The sequence below is a fragment of the Nocardia aurantiaca genome (assembly GCF_009708175.1).
Classification (GTDB): Bacteria; Actinomycetota; Actinomycetes; order Mycobacteriales; family Mycobacteriaceae; genus Nocardia; species Nocardia aurantiaca.
Genome location: NZ_WMBB01000006.1, coordinates 57,138 through 75,651 on the forward strand (window position 1 = coordinate 57,138; position 18,514 = coordinate 75,651).

The following is an 18,514-nucleotide window of genomic DNA, read 5'->3' on the forward strand; positions in this document are numbered from 1 at the left end:
CCGGATTACTCGGAATCGTTGCCGTGCACCGATTTTCGAATCTGTTCCAGTCGTTCCCGCGCGGCCTCGGCTCGCGCATCCCACTGTTCCTCTACGCTACGGCCCACTGGTGTCTGCCGATCGAGCTCGCCCATCCCCTGCGATATCCCGTAGCGCTGTTCGACCTTATCGCGAACTGACTCGAAAGTAGGGACGCCCGCCGAGGTATACCCGCCAATGGAGGGCGCGGTGGGAATACCCGCAGGCGGTACCGGTATTCCGGAGACCACAGGACCCACTCCCACCTGCCCGGATGGGCCGAGCGTCTCAGACTGGGGATAGCCTTCCATCGGTAGAGTGTCAGGAGTCACATCGATGACATCGGGCGCATGACCCAGGGTGTCGACCAGTGACTGGGCCACCGCGTGCAGCGCGGCCAGCCCGGCCCTACCCTCGGTGGCGGCCTCGACCACCGCCGCGAGTTCGGCGTCCGGCAGCTGCGCCAACAACGCCACGAGTTCCTTGGCATCGCTCATGCTTCCAGGCTACGCATTGCAAGGCATTCGGGGACCGCGTACCGTGGTGGAGTCGCGATCCCGTGGATGCAGGTCGACGCCAAGTCCCTCCCACGCGATTTCTTCCCTCCCCGAGCCGGTTCCCACGGTGGCGCTGCCTGTCGCGGACAGCGCGGTATCGCGCCCACGAGCCACTCGGACTCACCGGCGGGTACCTGCCGCCCGTCGGCCGCATCCGGCCATGCCAATCACACACGCCCGGTGCACAAATCACCTGATCCCGCAGAGGAGAACACATCATGACCACCATCGAACCCATGCCGCGGGTTGCCACCGCCGCGACCCCGGCTCTCGAACACATCGAAACCCTGTCGCCCGCAACGGGAATCCTGGACATCCACGGCCAGAACAGTGTGCTGCGCCACGACGGATACCTGCCAGGCCCCGGCGATATCCACGTGCCGACCCGGCTGATTCGCCAGTTCGGCCTGCGCCGCGGCGACCTGATCACCGGGCTGGCGCAGCCGAATCGCAAGGGCGGCAAGCTCGCTCCCCTGGTGCGAGTCGACAGCGTCAACGGCCGGCCGAGCGCCGAGGTCGGCATTCGGCCGCACTTCAAGGACCTGACACCTATCCACCCCGACGAGCGGCTGCGGCTGGAAACCGAGCCGAAGAAACTCACCACCCGCGTCACCGACCTCGTCATGCCGATCGGCAAGGGCCAGCGCGCTCTGATCGTGGCTCCGCCCAAGGCCGGCAAAACCTCTGTGCTGCAAGCGATCGCGCACGGCATCGCGGCCAATCACCCGGAGGTGCACCTCATGCTGGTGCTCGTCGGCGAACGGCCGGAGGAAGTCACCGACCTCTCGCGCGGCGTCCCCGCCGAGGTCGTCGCCGCCACCTTCGACCGCTCCCCAGCGGAGCAGACCGCGCTGGCGGAACTCGCCATCGAGCGGGCGCAACGGCTGGTCGAGGAGGGCAAGGACGTCGTCGTCCTGCTCGATTCCCTCACCCGGCTCGCCCGCGCCTACAACACGTCCGGACCGGCCTCGGGTCGAATCCTTTCCGGCGGTGTGGATTCCACGGCACTGGCGCCGCCGAAACGATTCCTGGGCGCGGCCCGCAATATCGAGCACGGCGGCTCGCTGACCATCGTGGCCAGCGCCCTGGTCGAAACCGGCTCACTCGCCGACACCGTCATCTTCGAGGAGTACAAGGGCACCGGCAATGCGGAGCTCAAACTCGACCGCACCCTGGCGAGCCGCCACATCTTCCCGGCGGTGGATATCGCCAAGTCCGGTACCCGCCGCGACGAACTCCTGTTCAACCCGGCCGAACGACTGGCCGTGGACAAACTCCGCCGCACCCTGGCCGAACTCGACGATCAGCGCGCCCTCGACCTGCTCCTCGACGGCCTGCGCAAGACCGCCGGCAATGCCGAATTCCTCGCCAATATCATCCGGAAGTGAGCCGCTTGGGCGGCAACACCCCGGCTGCCCAGGTCGCGACGGTCTCCGCCCAACCCGGGAATCCGATGAGATTATTGTGCTGCGCCCCGGGGTAGATCACGAGCTGCTTGGGCTCGGGCGCGGCGGCGTACAGGTCACGGCCCATCTGCACGGGCAGGAGTTCATCGGCATCGCCGTGCATGATCATCAGCGGGCAGCTCAGCGTGCGAATCCGCTGCAGGCTCGGATAAGCGTTGGGCACGAACACCTTCGGCAGGAACGGATACACGGTCGTCGCCGCGTTCCGCATGCCGGTGAAAGTCGACATGAGCAGCAGCGCGGCAGGCGGAAACGCATTCGCCAGCTCGAGCATCACTCCCCCGCCCAGAGACTTCCCCAGGTACACCAGCCGGTTGGCATCCACACTGGGCCGCGCGAGCAAGGCCTCCCGAGCGGCCCGGACATCCAAATACGTCCCACGCTCGTGCGTCCGCCCGGTGCTGCGCCCATACCCTCGGTAATCGAAGACCATCACGTCGAACCCGACGGCCGCGAGCATGCCCAACATCGGCGACCGGTCTCCGATATTCCCGCCATTCCCATGCGCGAACAAGATGTGCCCCAGCGGCTCCCCCGCCGCCCGCACGAACCACGCGTTTATCGTCTCGCCATCCCTCGTGCGCAGGGAAAGATCCTCATACCCGATCCCATACATTTCCGGATTCGACAGGATCCTCCGATCGCCCGGTTGATAACTGAGCGCATTGAGGATGGGAGTCGCCGGATGCCACATGCTTCTTTCTTACCTCCCCGTCGCCACAACCCGGCATTCGGGTAGCAAGAAACGTCCGAATATTCTGAAACACGTTCCATTACAACAGAATTCGGCTTCATAGGCGGTCGTGTAAGCGGTAGAATTGGTGTATGGGTTCGAAGGGGGAAACGAAACGCTCGACACGTGCGGCATCGCCGAATTGGCGGCCGCGATGGCGGCCCTGTCCGAATCGGTCCTGCACGGGAACCTGACCCCGTTTACCGACGGTGAGGTCGTGGATTTGATGCAGCGCCTCGAAATCAGGCAGCTTGAGATAACCAAAACCTCGCTGTCCGAAAACTTTCCGGCCCCTCAATCTGACCTTGGCGTGCGACCACTGTCATGCGTTGGTCAATGACAGTGCCGGGGGTTGGAGAACGGTTGTGATGGGTGAGGGTTCGCGGTATCGGGGGCGGACGGGGTGGATCGCGCCGAAGAGTCTCGATCCGTCGGGTGTTCCGCGGGTGAACGAGCGGCATCACGTGGGGGAGCGGGTCGCTGTGGCGGTCGAGTCGAGCTGCCAGCGGCGGGGTTCACGGGGGTGGGGTTCACGGGTGGCGTGACCCTGGGGGCTGCTCGTGCCCGGCTGGGGTGGGCAGGACAACGGGAAGCCGTGGTTGCTTCACCTGTCTCCCTGCCCTGCCGGGCATGGGCGGGCTTGCGCTGCCAGGGCTTGGGCGCCGGGTTTGGGCTGCCCAACGTGGGCTGAGGCCGGGTTGGAAGCGATGACCCGCCGATCCCGGCCCGACATGGCAGCGACCATCGGCCCCGGCATCGATGACCACCTTCCTACGGCCACCCCACCATCGGGATGTGAGGATCACCCCCAGCAGCGACCCCAGCCCACGGCTTCAAAGGTGAGGTGGCCGGCCGGCGAGTTCGGCCTCCCAAGCCAGCCCCCTCCCTCCTCCAGGCGTCTTTCAGTCTTTTGTCTCTTTGTCTTTGTCTTTGTCTTTGTCTTTGTCTTCGAGCGTTTCCGGCTTCCTCAGCCCCGCAACACAGCCCCCACCGAGTCAGCAGCACGAGCCACCGCGGCATCACGAGCGGCGCTGGCCTCATCCTCGGTCAACGTACGGTCGATAGCACGGAACCGCAGAGCATAGGTCAACGACTTACGTCCCTCACCAGCCTGCGCGCCCTCGTAAACATCGAACAGAGAGATGTTTTCGAGCAACTCACCCGCACCAACTCGAAGGGCGTCCTCCACAGCGGCGGCAGGAACCGCCTTGTCGACGCTCACCGAGACGTCCTGAAGCACCGCCGGGAACGCGGAAATCACAGGGGTAGGCCGGATTTCACGCAGCGGCAGCGCATCGAGGTCGATCTGTACAGCACAGGTGCGCGGGGGCAGATCCGAGCGCTCCAGTACCGCGGGGTGCAGTTCGCCCGCGTGGCCGACGACGACCCCGTCGACAACGAGCTCGGCGCAACGACCCGGGTGCCACGGAAGGAACTGCGCGGCACGACGTTCGATGGTGACACCCGAGGCGTCGGCGACCGCATCCACCAGAGCGAAGGCGTCCGCGGCCTCCACCGAGCGGCCCGGTCCCCAGGGACCGCGCGGTTCGCGGCGACCGGTCAGGACCGCGCCGACACGGATCGGCTGCTTCGGCAGCGAGCGCAGCAGCGCCTCGATCTCGTCCTCGGTGGGACGGCGATCCACCGGCAGCGGGCCGACGGGCGCGGTCTCATCGGTCGGCAGGGTGACCTGACCGATGGCGTAGATCGCGAGATCGCGTTCGCCGCGGGAGATATTGCGCGCGGCGATCTCCAGCAGGCCCGGCAGCAGTGTGGTGGACAGTTCGGCGCGCTCGACATCGAGCGGGTTCAGCACCCTCAAGGTCTTGCGGCGCGGGTCGTCCGCGTCCAGGCCCCAGGTGTCGAAGACGCCCGCGGGCATGAACACCGGGGCGGGCACCTCGACGCAACCCTCGAAGGCCAGGGCCTTGCTCACCGCGCGGCGGCGACGCTGCCCGGCGCTGAGGCCGCGGCCGGCGGGGGCGGTGGGCAGCACCGATGGGATCTTGTCCAGACCCTCCAGGCGCAGCACCTCCTCCACCAGGTCGGCGGGTTGGGTCAGGTCGGGCCGCCAGCTCGGCGGGGTCACGATCAGCTGGCCGTGGCCGGATTCGCTGACGCCGACCTCGATGGAGCAGCCCACCTGCTGCAGCCGGCGGGTGGCCGCGCCGGGCGCGTAGTGCACGCCCGCGGTGCGGTCGGCCAGGTCGATGTCCATGACGATCGGCTGCGGGGCCGGGCCGGTCACCCGCACGTCGGTCAGGACGGATTCGACTGTGCCACCGGCGATCTCGGCCAGCAGGGTGGCCGCGCGATCCAGGGCGGCCAGGTTGATCTCGGGGTCCACGACCCGTTCGAACCGGCGGCTGGCCTCGGAACCGAGCTTGTGGCGGCGCGCGGTGCGGGCCACGGCCACCGGATTCCAGGTGGCGGCCTCGAGCAGGATGTCGGTCGAGCTGTCCGAGACCTCGGTGCTCGCGCCGCCCATGATGCCCGCGAGGGAGATGACGCCGGTGTCGTCGGCGATCACCACGTCCTCGGCGTCCAGGGTGCGCTCGGCCTCGTCGAGGGTACGCAGTGTTTCGCCCTTGTGGGCGCGGCGCACCACGAAGCCGCCCCGCACCTTGGCCGCGTCGAAGGCGTGCAGCGGCTGACCCAGCTCGAGCATCACGTAGTTCGTGACGTCCACGGCCGGGGAGATCGGGCGCACACCCGACAGCAGCAGGCGACGCTGCAACCACCACGGGCTCACGGCCTTCGGATCGATGCCGGTGACGCGGCGCACGGCGAAACGCGTGCACAGCGACTCGGGCTCGATTTTCACCGACCACGCCTCGGTCTCGTCGTCGGGCAGCAGACGCACGGCCGGGTCGCTGTATTCCAGATCGAAGCCGCAGGCCAGTTCGCGCGCCAGGCCGCGCGCCGAGAAGGCATAGCCGCGGTCGGGGGTGATGGCCAGCTCGATGACCGTATCGTCCATGCCCAGCAGCTCATTGGCGTCCGCGCCGGGCTCGGCGGTGCCGGGCTCGAGCACCAGGATGCCGCTGTGGTCCTTGCCGATGCCCAGTTCGGCGACCGAGCAGATCATGCCGTTGCTGGTGTGGCCGTAGGTCTTCCGCGACGCGATCTTGAAGCCGCCGGGCAGCACACCACCCGGCAGCACCACGACAACCAGATCGCCGACGGCGAAATTCCGTGCGCCGCAAACGATCTCCTGCAGCTGTGTGGAATCGCCCGCCGGCCCGCCCCGGCCGATATCGACCTTGCAGAACCGGATCGGCTTCTTGAACTCGGTCAACTCGGTGATCTCCGCGACCCGGCCCACCACCAGCGGGTGCTCGATGTCACCGGTCACCGGCTCCAGCGGGTCGACCTCTTCGACTTCCAGACCGACCCGGACGAACCCCGCGTCGAGCTCCTCCGGCGTCACCGACCACCCGGGGGTGGTCCGCTGCAGGATTTCCGTCAGCCAGGACTGCGCTACTCGCACTTGACGTTTCGCTTCCTCGTATCGGGGTCAGGTCAGGACTGGATGCCGAACGGCAGCGTGAAGCGCACATCGCCCTCGACGATGTCGCGCATGTCCGGCAGGCCGTTGCGGAACTGCAGGGTCCGCTCCAGACCCATGCCGAACGCGAAACCGCTGTACACCTCCGGATCGATGCCGCTGGCGATGAGCACCTTCGGATTCACCATGCCGCAGCCGCCCCACTCGACCCAGCCGGGGCCGCCCTTCTTGTCCTCGAACCACACGTCCACCTCGGCGGACGGCTCGGTGAAGGGGAAGAAGCTGGGCCGCATACGCGTGGTCGTATTGGGGCCGAACAGCGCCCGCGCGAACGCGTCCAGGGTGCCTTTGAGGTGGGCCATGGTCAGGCCCTTGTCGATGGCCAGACCCTCGACCTGCGAGAACACCGGGGTGTGGGTGGCGTCCAGCTCGTCGGTCCGGAAGGTGCGACCCGGGCAGACCACATAGATCGGCAGCTCGCGAGACAGCATGGAACGCACCTGAACCGGCGAGGTGTGGGTGCGCAGCACCTGCCGCGAACCCTCCGGCGCGATGTGGAAGGTGTCCTGCATGGTGCGGGCCGGATGGTCCGGCAGGAAGTTCAGGGCGTCGAAGTTGAAGTGCTCGGTCTCGACCTCGGGCCCCTCCGCGACCTCCCAGCCCATGGCCGCGAACACATCCGCGACCCGCTCGGACAGCACCGAGATCGGGTGCCGCGCGCCCGCGGCGTGCCGACGGGCGGGCAGGGTGACGTCGATCGTCTCGGCGACCAGGACCGCCGCGTCGCGCTCGGCGAGCAGCTCGGCCTGGCGGGACTCGTACGCCTGCGACACCCGCCCGCGGGCGACGTTCACGCGCTTACCGGCCTCGGCCTTCTCCTCCTTGGGCAGCGTGCCCAGTGACCGCTGCGCCAGCGAGATCGGCGACTTACCGCCCATGTACTCGGTCTTGGCGGCGGCCAGTTCGTCCAGGGTCGAGGCGGAGGCGAACGCCTTCTCAGCAGCTTCCGCGGCAGCGGAGAGCGACTCCTCGCTCAACGCAGCGGTCTGCTCGGCACTGTTGTCATCGGCCACGATGGTTCGTCACTCCCCAGGCTGGTTACGGGTCGGGCGGAATTGCACCCCCATTCTTGCTGGTCGCATCGTAATCCTTGTAATCAGGCCACCTCACCTGGATTTTCCCAGCTCGTGACCGCCTTCCGGGCGTGGCGTGCCCAGCTGGGCACGCAGTTCGGTGATTTCGGCACGCAACGAGCGAACTTCTCCGATCAGCTCATCCAGTTCGCGGTCGGCCCGTTCGACGCCCTCGTCCACCGTGCGCAGTCGGTCGATGACCCAGCTGGTGACGGTACCGATGACGAAGGAGATCAACCCGATTCCGACGGTCATCAGCACCACCGCGATCAGCCTGCCCTCGAGCGTCACCGGGTAGAAGTCTCCGTAGCCGACCGTGGTGACCGACACCACCGACCACCACGCGGCCTCACCGAGACTGTGGATATTGCTGCCCGGGGCGTCCCGCTCGGCGTCGAACATCGCGACACTGCAGAGCAGTACGAGCAGCATCGAACTCACCCCGACGAACATCGCCAACCGCACCCGCGCCTGGAATCGGGTGTGCCGGTCGACCGCATCGATGATCAGCAGTGCCGCACGCAGCAGTCGCAGTGGGCGCAACGGGGGCACCAACACGATCGACAGGTCCAGCCAGTTGTTGCGCAGAAACCGCCGGCGAGCGGTCGAAATGCGCAGGCGATACAGGAAATCAGCGGAGAACAGCAGCCAGATGACGATATCGACCCGGGTCAGCCAGACATCCAGCGACGGGGTGCGGCCATGGTCGAGCACCTGCCACACATAGGAGACCAGGAAAGCGATGGCCAGAATCGTGAAGGGGACGGTGGTCGCCCGCTCCCAGACCACACGACGGCTTTGGTGGCGAATGAGCATCGGCGGGGAAACGGCGGGGACGAACGTCTCGACCGTGCTATCGGTCTCTGGCATGGCTGGCCATCTCATGTCGGATCGGCGGGATGTCGATGAAAGCAGCGTCGACACCCAGCAGGATCGCATTGGCGGCTGGGCCCGAGCACGGCGGGCTGCGGTGGTACCAATGAACTCGTGAAGTCCCGGCCCGTGACCCTCATCGACGACACCGATCGCCTCATCGAGTATGCGGCGGCGATGGACCGCATGCAGGAAATGTGGGAGGAGCGCGTCGCCGACCAGCGGCCCGACACCCTGTGGCTGCTGAGCCACGAACCCGTCTTCACCGCCGGGGCCCGCACCCCCGAGGCCCACTTCCCGGCGCCCGAGTCCGATATCCCGGTTTACATGACCCGGCGCGGCGGTCAGCTCACCTATCACGGGCCCGGCCAGCTGGTCGGCTACCTGATCGTGAAGCTGCGACCCGGAGAAGGCGTCGTCGATCTGATCCGCGATGTCGAACACCGAATCGTCGCGGCTCTGGCCGAACTCGGCATTCCCGCCGAACGCCGCGACACCCCGGCCGGCTCCGAACTCCTCACCGGCGTCTGGACCCGCGACACCGGCCGCAAGATCACCTCGATCGGCATGCGGGTCGGCCGCAATGTCTCCACCCACGGCTTCGCCCTCAATGTCACAGGCGACCTCAGCCCCTGGAAGCTCGCCGTCGCCTGCGGCATGCCCGATGTCGACATGACCTCGGTGGAAAGGGAGCTGGACGGCAAGCAGACCCCGACGATGGAGCGAGTTGTCGCGACCATCGCCGGGGCCTTCGAGGCGAGCCCTACATCGACTCCCCTGCCCTGACCGGCGTACGCCGAGCGACTCCGGCGACGCGCGCAGCTCCCAGAGCGGCGAACAGGGCTACCGCGATGTAGACCAGCTGCTCGGGAACACGGAACCACAGCGGTGTGGCGGGCTCACCGTTGAAGGGGACGTTGTCCACCGCCGCATGGATATTCGCGGGCAGGAGCAGGACGAACAGCAGCGCCAGGGCCAGGCCCGCGAGGCGGCGGGTGGGGGCGAGGACCAGGCCGAGTGCGCCCAGGTATTCGAGGACGCCGGTGGCGTAGACGGTGAAATCGGGGAACGGGACGAAGGACGGGACCATGGCGACCAGGTCGCTGTGGTGCGGCATGACCGTCACCGAATCGGGGACGAAGTGGGCGGTGCCGGTCATGACGAGCATGAACGCCAGGCCGTGGGCGGCCGAGGACTGCCAGGTGGCGAAGCGGGTGACGCCGAACGCGCCCAGCAGTCGCAGGGCCAGGGTGGGGATGGCGCAGAGCAGAAGGGTCTCGAACATGATGCACTTCCGGTGAGGTGATCGTGGTCAGCGGGCGAGAGCGGTTGCGCCGGAGGATGATTCGGCCATGGACCGACGGCCGGGCAGCAGTAGCGAGATGAACGCGCCCACCGCGACGATGACCGCGCCGAGCTCGATGGCGGGAATCAGGCCATCGACGTAGCGCTGCGGGCTCAGATAGGAACCGTGCGAGGCGAACACCGAGGCCAGCACCGCGACGCCCATGGCCACCCCGACCTCACGGATGGTGTTGTTGGCGCCGGAGGCCATGCCCTGATCGGCCGGAGCGGCGCCGGCCATGACCGCGGTGGCGGCGGGAGCGAAGGTCAGGCCCATGCCGATGCCGGCGAGCACGAACGGCGGAACGAAGGCGCCGTACGCGGCGTCCACGCCGGTGACCAGCGCCATCCAACCGAGCGCGGCGGCCAGCAGAGCCTGACCGATCGCGATGAGCGTGCGCGGGCCCACCCGGTCCACGATCAACCCGGCCAGCGGCGCCACTACCATCGGGGCCATGGTCCAGGGCAGCGTGCGGACGCCGGAGGCCAGCGGCGTGTAGCCCTGCACCACCTGGAAGTACTGGGCCAGCAGGAAGATCGAACCGAAGACGCCGACGGAGAACGTGAACGAGACCGCGTTGATGACGTAGCCGCGGTGGCGGAACAGCCGCAGCGGCAGCATCGGATCGGGGACGCGGCGCTCCCACAGGACGAAGGCGGTCAGCAGTGTCGCGCCGCCGATCAATCCGGTCAGCACCTTGGCGGAGGTCCAGCCGTCGTCCGCGCCGTGCACGACGCCCCACACCACCGCGAGCACGCCCCCGGCCGACAGCAGCAGGCCGAGCATATCCAGTTTCCTAGCGCCGCCGAAGGATTCGTTCAGCACGCGGGCGGCCAGCGGCATCGCGATGATGCCGATCGGCACGTTCAGCCAGAAGATCCACTGCCAGTTGAGGCCGTCCACGACCGCGCCGCCGACCACCGGGCCGAGCGCCACACCGAGTCCGGAGATGCCGCCCCAGATGCCGATGGCGGCGCTGCGCATCTTCTCCGGCACCGCGGCCGAGAGCAGCGTGAGTGACAGCGGCATGATCGCCGCACCGCCGAAGCCCTGCCCCGCGCGGGCGGCGATCAGCATCCAGGGTTCGGTGGCCAGCGCACAGGCGGCCGAGCCGATGGTGAACAGCGTGATGCCGGCGAGGAAGACCCGGCGCCGGCCGAGCCGGTCACCGATCGCGGCGGCCGTGAGCAGCATCGAAGCGAACGACAGCGTGTACGCGTTCACGAACCATTGCAGGTCGGACAGCGACGCGTGCAGTTCGGTGCGAATGACCGGCAGTGCCATCGTCACGACGAGATTGTCGAGCGTGGCCATGAACATCGGGATGCCCACCGCCGCGAGCACCGCCGCCAGCGGCCGTTGCCGGGCGGCGTTCGCGAGCTTGCCGGTGAGAGTCGAGGTTTCGAGTGTTTCAGTCATGACCAATCCTTGTTGTTATCGACTGATAACTAGAGAGTATGCATCGACTGATAACATGTCAATGACGACCGCATTTCCCGACGGCGAGGAGACTCGACAACCATGACCAGGACCCGGATGACGGCGACCGAACGCAGCGCGGAAGTCCTCACGGCAGCAACCTCCGCCTTCGCCGAATCCGGTTACGCCGCAACGAAAACCGACGATATCGCACGCCGTGCGGGGGTCTCGCAGCCCTATGTGATCCGGCTGTTCGGCACCAAGCAGCAACTGTTCCTCGCGGTGCTGGACCAGGTGTGCGGGCGCATCGAGGAACTCTTCCGCGCCGGGGCCACCCAGGCCGCACCTGACGCCTCCCCCAAAGACCGCCTCGACTCCCTGGGCAGCCATTTCGGCGACCACTTCCTCACCGACCGCAATCTGCCGAGGGTCTTCCTGCAGGGCATCGCGGCGGCAAGCGAGCCGGCCATCGGCGAGAACATCCGCGATCACTTCGGACGCCTCTACAACCTCGCCAAGGAGCTCACCGGCGCGACGACCTACGAGGTCCGCCGCTTCTTCGGCACCGGCATGCTGCTCATCGACCTGACAGCGCTACAGGTCACCGACATCGACGACGCCGACACCCCGCCGTGGGCCACCGAGATCCTCACCAACCTCGGCGAGGACGGCATCTGATCAGATCCCGACCTGCTCCGGTGCCCCTGGACCGTCAAAACTGCGCGCACACCACCAGCACACCGGATTGGGGCCGGGTCACTCGGCGTGCTGGACCCGTGAACTCGCGTAGAGGCAAATGGCCGCGGCGGCGGCCAGATTCAGGCTCTCGGCGCGGCCGTGGATGGGGATGCGGACACGGTGGGTGGCGCGGGCGGCAATGGCCTTGTCCAGGCCGTGGGCCTCGTTGCCGAAGAGCCACGCGACCGGGCCGCGCAGGATCTCGTCGGCGTCGTCCAGGTCCACCTCGCCCTTGGCGGTGGTGGCGAGAATGGCGATGCCCGCCTCTTCGAGCGCCGTGAGGGTGGCCTCGATGTCGCGGGCGCGGGCGACGGGCACATGGAAAAGGCTTCCGGCGCAGGCGCGTACGCATTTGCCATTGTGCGGATCGACCGAATCACCGGCCAGCACAACGCCATCCGCGCCGACCGCGTCGGCGACCCGGATGAGGGTGCCCGCATTGCCGGGGTCGGCGATCTCGACGGGAACGGCGAGCATGCGCGGGGACGCGTCCACGATCTCGCGCAGCGGGACGTCCACCTGGCGGCACACCGCGATCAGCCCGGGCGGAGTCACGGTCTCCCCCAGCATTTCCGCGGCCCGATCGCTGACCAGCGTGGTGCGCACACGCTGGGCGGCGGCCCCGGCCACCAGCTCGTGCTCGCGCTCGGCGGCCCTGGAGGAGAAGAACAGCTCCTCGATCCGACCCGTATCCAACGCGGCCGCAACCGAATTCGCACCCTCGGCCAGAAACAGGCCGGTCTTGCGGCGCATCGGGCCGCGGTGCAGCTTGACAGCCGAAACGACCCGCGGGTTGCGCTCGGAGAGCGCGTCCGCGGGTCGTTTCGAGTCGTGTGTCGTCACGCAGGCCGAATCAGGCGGCCGGGGCGTTGACGTCGGCCGGCAGCGCGGCCTTGGCGGCGGCGACCAGCTGGGCGAACGCCTCGGCGTCGGACACCGCGAGCTCGGCCAGGATCTTGCGGTCGACCTCGATGCCGGCGGCCTTCAGGCCCTGCATGAAGCGGTTGTAGGTCATGTCGTTCAGACGCGCGGCGGCGTTGATACGAGTGATCCACAGCTGGCGGAAGTCACCCTTGCGCGCGCGACGGTCGCGGTAGGCGTAGGTGAGCGAGTGCAGCTGCTGTTCCTTGGCCTTGCGGTACAGGCGCGACCGCTGGCCACGGTAGCCCTTGGAGGCCTCGAGAACGGAACGGCGCTTCTTCTGAGCGTTGACGGCCCTTTTGACGCGTGCCACTTGTCAGTCCTTGATCGATTAGGGGCGCGGGGTCCTTCGCGTGGACCCGGCGGTTGCGCCCGAGGTTGGTCGGTGATGCGTTCCTCGAACGGATCGCGAGGGCTGGCTCAGCCTGTGATTACTTGGCGAGCAGCTTCTTGACGCGACGGACGTCCGCCTTCGCGACGACCTCCACGCCGTCCAGACGACGAGTCCGGGTGGTCGGCTTGTGCTCGAGCAGGTGGCGACGGTTCGCCTGCTGACGCAGCAGCTTGCCGCTGCCCGACACCTTGAATCGCTTCGAGGCGCCGCTGTGGCTCTTCATCTTCGGCATGGATTCCTCAATCTGTCGTGCCGGAGGCGCGCGTCAGCACGCCACCGGAGCTTCTCGTCATTACTGCTGCGGGGCGGCGGCCTCGGCGGCCTGTTCGGCAGCCGGAGCGGCAGTCTCGGCGGGGGCGGTGCCGCCCTGGGCCGCGGACTGCTGGGCCTTCGCCCGCGTCTTCGCGCCCTTGTGCGGCGCGAGGACCATGGTCATGTTCCGGCCGTCCTGCTTGGCCGAAGTTTCGACGAAACCGAATTCGGCGACGTCGGAAGCCAGTCGCTGCAGCAACCGGAACCCGAGCTCGGGCCGCGACTGCTCGCGACCGCGGAACATGATCGTCACCTTGACCTTCGAGCCGGCCTGCAGGAAGCGCAGGACATGACCCTTCTTGGTCTCGTAGTCGTGGTCATCGATCTTCGGGCGGAGCTTCTGCTCCTTGATCACGGTCTGAACCTGGTTCTTCCGGGACTCGCGCGCCTTCTGCGCGGTCTCGTACTTGAACTTGCCGTAGTCCATGATCTTGCACACCGGCGGGCGTGCATCCGGGGCGACCTCGACCAGGTCGAGGTCAGCTTCCTGAGCGACGCGTAGTGCATCTTCAACACGCACGATCCCAACCTGCTCGCCACCCGGTCCGATGAGTCGGACCTCGGGAACGCGGATGCGATCGTTGATGCGGGTCTCAGTGCTGATGGGGCCTCCTAGGTCAAGCGGTTCGTCAACGACCGCAAGCAATAACTGCAACCCCAATTCCAACACGAAAGCCCCGTGTTGGTATTTCACCACCACGGGGCCCGAGTCGACCGATCCACGAAGCGAATGGCTCGCATCGCACCGCACGCAGGACGAACCCACGCGCAAAACCCATCAGGTCAATGATGGGCGACCGGACCGCCGAATCTGACTGCCGCGTTCTACAGAAAGAACAGCCGATTGACGGTGGGAGTCGGGCTCCACTTGATGCCCCGAGTCGGTTACAGGAACCAGTCCGGGACGGTCGTCGCGGAAGAGTCTAACACTCATAGCCGTGAGCTCCGAATCGGCGGCCCCCGCGACCAGCGTCGACCCGCGCGATGGGATGCTCTATCCCATGAGCGAGGCAACCACGAACGACGATCCGGCCGGCATGGACGACACCGCGCTGCTCGATGGTGAGGTGGTCCGCGAACTGGCCGACATCCCCGCCGTCGAGGTGATCAGCCGCGCCGCGGTCATGCTGATGAGCTCCGCCGCCGAGAAGCTCGGCCTCGGCGAGGCCGATCCTGCCACCAGCCCTCACCTCGACCTCGACGAGGCCCGCCGCGTCATCACCGCCCTCGCCGGCCTGGTCACCGCGTCCGTGGAGTACCTCGGCCCGCACGCCGGCCCGATCCGCGAGGGCCTCCAGTCACTCCAGCGCGCCTTCCGCGAATCCTCCGCCTACCCCGACGCCCCCGGCGCGGGTCCGGGCGAGAAGTACACCGGACCTGTGTACTGACGACCTCTCCGCGGCCCGGCCCGACCGCTTCGGTTGAGCCGGGACCGTTTTCTCTAGGCGCGTTCTGTACGCGGCGCGATCCCGGTCAGAACAGTGGTGATGACCGCGTCGGCGTCGACGGGGTGTGGGGACATGCCCGGCAACAGCGTGGCCAGGACCTGGTCGTGACAGATGCCGACGAGGACCGCGGCGGCAGCGGCGGTGTCGGCGTCAGGGGCGATGCGGCCGAGTTCCCGTTCGCCGTTCAGGTAGCGCGCGAGAAGGATGCGCCAGTCGGGCTGGTCGGTCGGCAGCTCGGTGAAGCGGGTCAGCACGGCCGGAGTGGCGAGCAGGCCCGCGACGACCGGGAGGACCGCGCGGTGGAGGGCGAGTCCGGCGGACAGGTACGCGCGCAGGTTCCGCTCGACGGTGGCCGCGCCCGGGGCGGGCAGGGGGCCGAGGGCACGGTGGGCGGCGTCCACGTGGGCGCGGACGGCGGCGGCGAGGAGGGCGTCCTTGTCGGGGAAGTGGTTGTAGAGGACGCCGTCGGCCACGCCCGCGGCGCGGGCGATGCCGCGGACGGTGAGGGTGGCGGCGCCCTGGTCGGCGAGCAGGCGTTGCGCGGTGGTGACGAGGTGGTCGCGAAGGGTGCGGTCGTCGGCGGCGCCGCGCAGCGCTGCTGCCTTTCGAGGGGACATGGGTGGTTACGGTAGCGCGGTGGTCGCACTGACGAGCCAGGCCGCCACACGCAGCCGAATGCCGTCAGGGGTGACGTAGGGGGCCAGTGCGGCCGAGATCGCCTGGCGCACCTGGTCGTCGGTGGCGAAGTCGGCGAGGGAACGGTGGTAGTGGAGCGGACCCCAGCCCATGATGAACTCGGTGGCGTCGGGGATGTCATTGCCCCAGATGCCTTCGACCTCACGGTATTCGACGTCGATAGCGCGGAATCCAGTTTCGGACAACAGGTTCCGGATGCGTTCTGGATCGGTGAACTGACCCTCGGCGGCGCCGACGGCGAAGGTGTCGAGATGAGCTGCGGCGGCTCCGAATACGGCGCCCAGATCGGTACCGGGCATGGGCGACATGGCGACGAAAGCGAGGCGGCCGCCGGGACGCAGGGCGCGGGCGATATTGGCGAAGGCGGCCATGGGGTCGGCGAAGAACATGATGCCGAAGCGGCTCAACGCGGCGTCGAAAGCGTTGTCGAGGAAGGGGAATACCTGGGCGTCGCCTTGTTCGAAGGTGACGTTGGGGATCTGTTCGGCCGCGGCGAGGGCACGGGCCCGGCCGAGCATCGGGCCGGAGAGGTCGACGCCGGTGGCGGATCCGCTTCCAGCTCGCCGGGCGGCGGCACGAGTCAATTGGCCGTTGCCGCAACCGATGTCGAGGACGCGGTCACCGTCGGAGATACACGCGGCGGTCAGCAGCGGTTCGTTGAAGCCGCGGTTCACCGCGTCGTAGCGGTCGTGATTGCCTGCCCAGTATTCGCCCTCGTAGCCGTTCCAGGCCTCGAATTGGGCGGTATTGACGATCTCGGTCATGATCGACTCCTATATGAACGATAGTTCATGAACGCAAGTTCATAATGAGCTTCGATCCCCGATCGAGTCAAGAGCCCCGTCGGACAAAGGTTTCGGCTGTCGGTGGCCCGTGCGATCCTCTGGGCATGGCACGGATACTGCTGATTCCCGGCTTCTGGCTGGGCGCGTGGGCATGGGAGGACGTGGCCGGACCGCTGCGGTCGCTCGGGGACGAGGTCGACGCACTGACCCTGCCGGGACTGGATCCGGGCGATCCGGAGCGGCTGTCGGCAACCTTGCAGACACAGGCGCGGGCCATCGTCGACGCCGCCCGGGCGGCCGATGTCCTGGTGGCACATTCGGGCGCCGGCGCGGCGGCCTACATGGCGACGGACCTGGCGCCGGAACACTTTTCGAGGGTGATCTATGCCGATAGCGCACCCATGCCGGCCGGGTTCATCCTGAACCCCGCCCTGGGGGACACGGCGGAGTTCCCACTGCCCGAGACCTGGGAAGAGGTGGAGGCGGCGGGGAGCAGCCTGGCAGGCCTGAACGAGGCGATGCTGGCCCGATTCCGCGAGCGGGCGGTGCCGGTCCCGGCCGGGGTGGCCGCACGGCCGGTGACGCTCGGCGATTCGGCTGCGCGACTGAAGGTTCCGACCACGGTCATCTGTTGTAGCTTCCCCTCGGAGCTGGTCCAGCAGCTACGCGATGCCGGGGAGCTGCCGCTGTTCCGAGAGCTGCGGAACATCGACGCCGAGTACGTGGACCTGCCGACGGGACACTGGCCGATGTGGTCGAAGCCGACGGAACTCGCGGAACTGATTCACCATGCGGTACAGCGCTGAGCTTTCCGGCCGGGCGCCGAACAATCAGCGACCAATTGGCAAATATTCAGCGACGGAACACATCCGGATAGGCGGTCGCTCGGCTTGCTGCAAGCTCAGCGAAGCTGTTAACACTTGCCGCCACATGCGACATTTCAGGGTTGCAGGGTAATCGCTTGCGTGGCTGGATGATCAAATTTCTTGGCGGCGCGAACATGGTGCTGGTTGGATGCCGGAGTATCGCCTCGTTCGACGCGGACGCGAGCGAAGTCCTGCATACTACGACGGGCAGCGGCAAGGCTGTCCTCACTACGAGATCGATGAACTCTTCGGGGGTTTGTACATGAATGAACTGATGTCCCACGACAAGCGCGCGTCTGGACGCCGGATCCGACGCGGCGTCCTCCCGATCATGATCGCGGCGGCCGCGGCGGCCGCGCTCGTGACGGGCTGCTCCTCGTCCAGTTCGGACAGCAAGGCCACCACCTCCCAGGCGGCGCCGCCGTCGCAGCTGCCCGACGGCGCGCAGATCGTCGCCGAATCCGCCAAGACCACCCAGACCTTGCAGTCGGTGCACGTGGTGATGGACGTCAAGAACCTCCCGACCCTCCCGGTCGAGAGCATCAAGGCCGACGTCACCAACCAGCCACAGGGCCAGGGCCAGGCCATCGGTGAGGCCAAGGTCAAGGTCAAGCAGGACGCCGACTTCACCGACACCAAGTTCATGGTCGTCGACAAGACCCTCTACACCGGCGACGGCAGCAAATACGCTCCCGTCGGCCCCGCCGAGAAGGTCTACGACCCGGGCGTCCTCCTGGACAAGGACAAGGGTCTCGCCAATGTCATTGCGCAGGTGAAGAACGCGAAGGCCGAGGGCCGCGAGAAGATCGACGGCGTTGACACCGTGAAGGTGACCGGCACCATCGACGCCTCGGTGTTCGACCCGGTCGTGCCTCAGATCGGCAAGGACGGCGGCAGCTTCCCGATCACCCTGTACATCAAGGACGTCGCTCCGCCGAGCGGCTCGGGCACCACACTGCCGTCCACGGCCGCCTCGCCGGGCACCGGCCCGAACCTGGTGCGCGCCGTGGTGACCAAGGATGCCGGCACCGTCACAGTTACCTTGTCCGACTGGGCGAAGCCGGTTCACGTCACCAAGCCCGGCGGCTAAACAAGTACCTGCCTGTCATGTGAGTTCGGAGCCGGTTCGGGGAAAGAGCGACGGCGGCAACGGCTGTCGTCCGCCCACCCCCGGACCGGCTTTCGCGTTTCGGCAAACCGTCCGAAACCGCATTGCCTACAACAAATTCCGGCTCGTCCCGCGAGCTGGTTGATCCGCAGCCGACCGAGGCTGCACGCTTAAGAGATTGTTCAGTGAAATGC

General features: G+C 67.4%; 19 protein-coding genes and 1 pseudogene. 7 read left to right on the top strand and 13 right to left on the bottom strand.

The genetic code is table 11. The annotated features are described in order from the left end of the window. Window positions 1–5: 5 nt before the first annotated feature. Window positions 6–515: a PspA/IM30 family protein gene (locus tag GLP40_RS13750; protein ID WP_154788316.1), complete on the bottom strand. Its 510-nt coding sequence runs from the start codon at window positions 513–515 to the stop codon at window positions 6–8. Between the two features lie 260 nt (window positions 516–775). On the opposite strand from GLP40_RS13750, the pseudogene GLP40_RS13755 reads away from it, so the two are divergent. Further along, window positions 776–1,963 (top strand): annotated as a pseudogene (locus GLP40_RS13755) (transcription termination factor Rho, short form); the annotation flags it as partial. On the opposite strand, the gene GLP40_RS13760 reads toward GLP40_RS13755, so the two are convergent. Then, on the bottom strand, window positions 1,950–2,735 hold the full coding sequence (locus GLP40_RS13760) for an alpha/beta hydrolase (RefSeq protein WP_154788318.1): 786 nt from the start codon (window positions 2,733–2,735) through the stop codon (window positions 1,950–1,952). The pseudogene GLP40_RS13755 and the gene GLP40_RS13760 sit on opposite strands and share 14 nt — an antisense overlap. Before the next feature lie 127 nt (window positions 2,736–2,862). On the opposite strand from GLP40_RS13760, the gene GLP40_RS13765 reads away from it, so the two are divergent. Beyond that, complete coding sequence (locus GLP40_RS13765; protein ID WP_154788319.1) at window positions 2,863–3,114, top strand: hypothetical protein; 252 nt, start codon at window positions 2,863–2,865, stop codon at window positions 3,112–3,114. Between the two features lie 627 nt (window positions 3,115–3,741). On the opposite strand, the gene pheT is transcribed toward GLP40_RS13765, so the two are convergent. The 3 genes from pheT to GLP40_RS13780 form a co-directional block, all read right to left on the bottom strand. Beyond that, a complete protein-coding gene (gene pheT / locus GLP40_RS13770) occupies window positions 3,742–6,264 on the bottom strand; it encodes a phenylalanine--tRNA ligase subunit beta (protein WP_328290123.1) in 2,523 nt (840 codons plus the stop codon). 32 nt (window positions 6,265–6,296) lie between these two features. Beyond that, on the bottom strand, window positions 6,297–7,355 hold the full coding sequence (gene pheS / locus GLP40_RS13775; RefSeq protein WP_328290124.1) for a phenylalanine--tRNA ligase subunit alpha: 1,059 nt from the start codon (window positions 7,353–7,355) through the stop codon (window positions 6,297–6,299). A gap of 93 nt (window positions 7,356–7,448) precedes the next feature. After that, on the bottom strand, window positions 7,449–8,285 hold the full coding sequence (locus tag GLP40_RS13780; protein WP_328290125.1) for a potassium channel family protein: 837 nt from the start codon (window positions 8,283–8,285) through the stop codon (window positions 7,449–7,451). A gap of 117 nt (window positions 8,286–8,402) precedes the next feature. Between GLP40_RS13780 and lipB the strand changes: the two genes are divergently transcribed. After that, window positions 8,403–9,074 (top strand): lipoyl(octanoyl) transferase LipB, encoded by a 672-nt coding sequence (lipB, locus tag GLP40_RS13785; RefSeq protein WP_328290126.1) that lies wholly within the window; start codon window positions 8,403–8,405, stop codon window positions 9,072–9,074. Here lipB and GLP40_RS13790 read toward each other — a convergent pair. Together GLP40_RS13790 and GLP40_RS13795 are read right to left on the bottom strand one after the other, a co-directional pair. Next, window positions 9,052–9,573 (bottom strand): DoxX family protein, encoded by a 522-nt coding sequence (locus GLP40_RS13790; RefSeq protein WP_154788320.1) that lies wholly within the window; start codon window positions 9,571–9,573, stop codon window positions 9,052–9,054. The two genes, lipB and GLP40_RS13790, sit on opposite strands and share 23 nt — an antisense overlap. 27 nt (window positions 9,574–9,600) lie before the next feature. Beyond that, complete coding sequence (locus tag GLP40_RS13795; RefSeq protein WP_154788321.1) at window positions 9,601–11,052, bottom strand: MFS transporter; 1,452 nt, start codon at window positions 11,050–11,052, stop codon at window positions 9,601–9,603. A 102-nt stretch (window positions 11,053–11,154) separates the two neighbouring features. Here GLP40_RS13795 and GLP40_RS13800 point away from each other — a divergent pair, with 102 nt between their 5' ends. Next, the gene (locus tag GLP40_RS13800; protein WP_196054656.1) at window positions 11,155–11,730 is read left to right on the top strand and encodes a TetR/AcrR family transcriptional regulator; all 576 of its coding nucleotides are present in this window, start codon (window positions 11,155–11,157) and stop codon (window positions 11,728–11,730) included. 78 nt (window positions 11,731–11,808) lie between these two features. Here the strand turns inward: GLP40_RS13800 and GLP40_RS13805 are convergent, their stop codons facing one another. The 4 genes from GLP40_RS13805 to infC form a co-directional block, all read right to left on the bottom strand. Continuing rightward, a complete protein-coding gene (locus GLP40_RS13805; protein WP_328290127.1) occupies window positions 11,809–12,633 on the bottom strand; it encodes a TrmH family RNA methyltransferase in 825 nt (274 codons plus the stop codon). 10 nt (window positions 12,634–12,643) lie between these two features. Further along, the gene (rplT, locus tag GLP40_RS13810; RefSeq protein WP_040807291.1) at window positions 12,644–13,024 is read right to left on the bottom strand and encodes a 50S ribosomal protein L20; all 381 of its coding nucleotides are present in this window, start codon (window positions 13,022–13,024) and stop codon (window positions 12,644–12,646) included. 118 nt (window positions 13,025–13,142) lie between these two features. Beyond that, on the bottom strand, window positions 13,143–13,337 hold the full coding sequence (rpmI, locus tag GLP40_RS13815) for a 50S ribosomal protein L35 (protein ID WP_154788322.1): 195 nt from the start codon (window positions 13,335–13,337) through the stop codon (window positions 13,143–13,145). Between the two features lie 60 nt (window positions 13,338–13,397). After that, the gene (gene infC, locus GLP40_RS13820) at window positions 13,398–14,063 is read right to left on the bottom strand and encodes a translation initiation factor IF-3 (protein WP_154788598.1); all 666 of its coding nucleotides are present in this window, start codon (window positions 14,061–14,063) and stop codon (window positions 13,398–13,400) included. Window positions 14,064–14,454: 391 nt separating this feature from the next. Between infC and GLP40_RS13825 the strand changes: the two genes are divergently transcribed. Continuing rightward, the gene (locus GLP40_RS13825; RefSeq protein ID WP_154788599.1) at window positions 14,455–14,805 is read left to right on the top strand and encodes a DUF1844 domain-containing protein; all 351 of its coding nucleotides are present in this window, start codon (window positions 14,455–14,457) and stop codon (window positions 14,803–14,805) included. Between the two features lie 53 nt (window positions 14,806–14,858). On the opposite strand, the gene GLP40_RS13830 is transcribed toward GLP40_RS13825, so the two are convergent. Both GLP40_RS13830 and GLP40_RS13835 read right to left on the bottom strand, forming a co-directional pair. Then, entirely contained in the window at window positions 14,859–15,482 is a 624-nt protein-coding gene (locus tag GLP40_RS13830) for a TetR/AcrR family transcriptional regulator (protein ID WP_154788323.1), read from the bottom strand. A gap of 6 nt (window positions 15,483–15,488) precedes the next feature. Next, window positions 15,489–16,325: a class I SAM-dependent methyltransferase gene (locus GLP40_RS13835; protein ID WP_154788324.1), complete on the bottom strand. Its 837-nt coding sequence runs from the start codon at window positions 16,323–16,325 to the stop codon at window positions 15,489–15,491. A 125-nt stretch (window positions 16,326–16,450) separates the two neighbouring features. Between GLP40_RS13835 and GLP40_RS13840 the strand changes: the two genes are divergently transcribed. Further along, window positions 16,451–17,152 carry an alpha/beta fold hydrolase gene (locus GLP40_RS13840; RefSeq protein ID WP_154788325.1) on the top strand — a complete coding sequence of 234 codons (702 nt, stop codon included), beginning with the start codon at window positions 16,451–16,453 and terminating at the stop codon, window positions 17,150–17,152. Between the two features lie 322 nt (window positions 17,153–17,474). Beyond that, window positions 17,475–18,302 (top strand): LppX_LprAFG lipoprotein, encoded by an 828-nt coding sequence (locus GLP40_RS13845; protein WP_196054657.1) that lies wholly within the window; start codon window positions 17,475–17,477, stop codon window positions 18,300–18,302. Window positions 18,303–18,514: the final 212 nt, after the last annotated feature.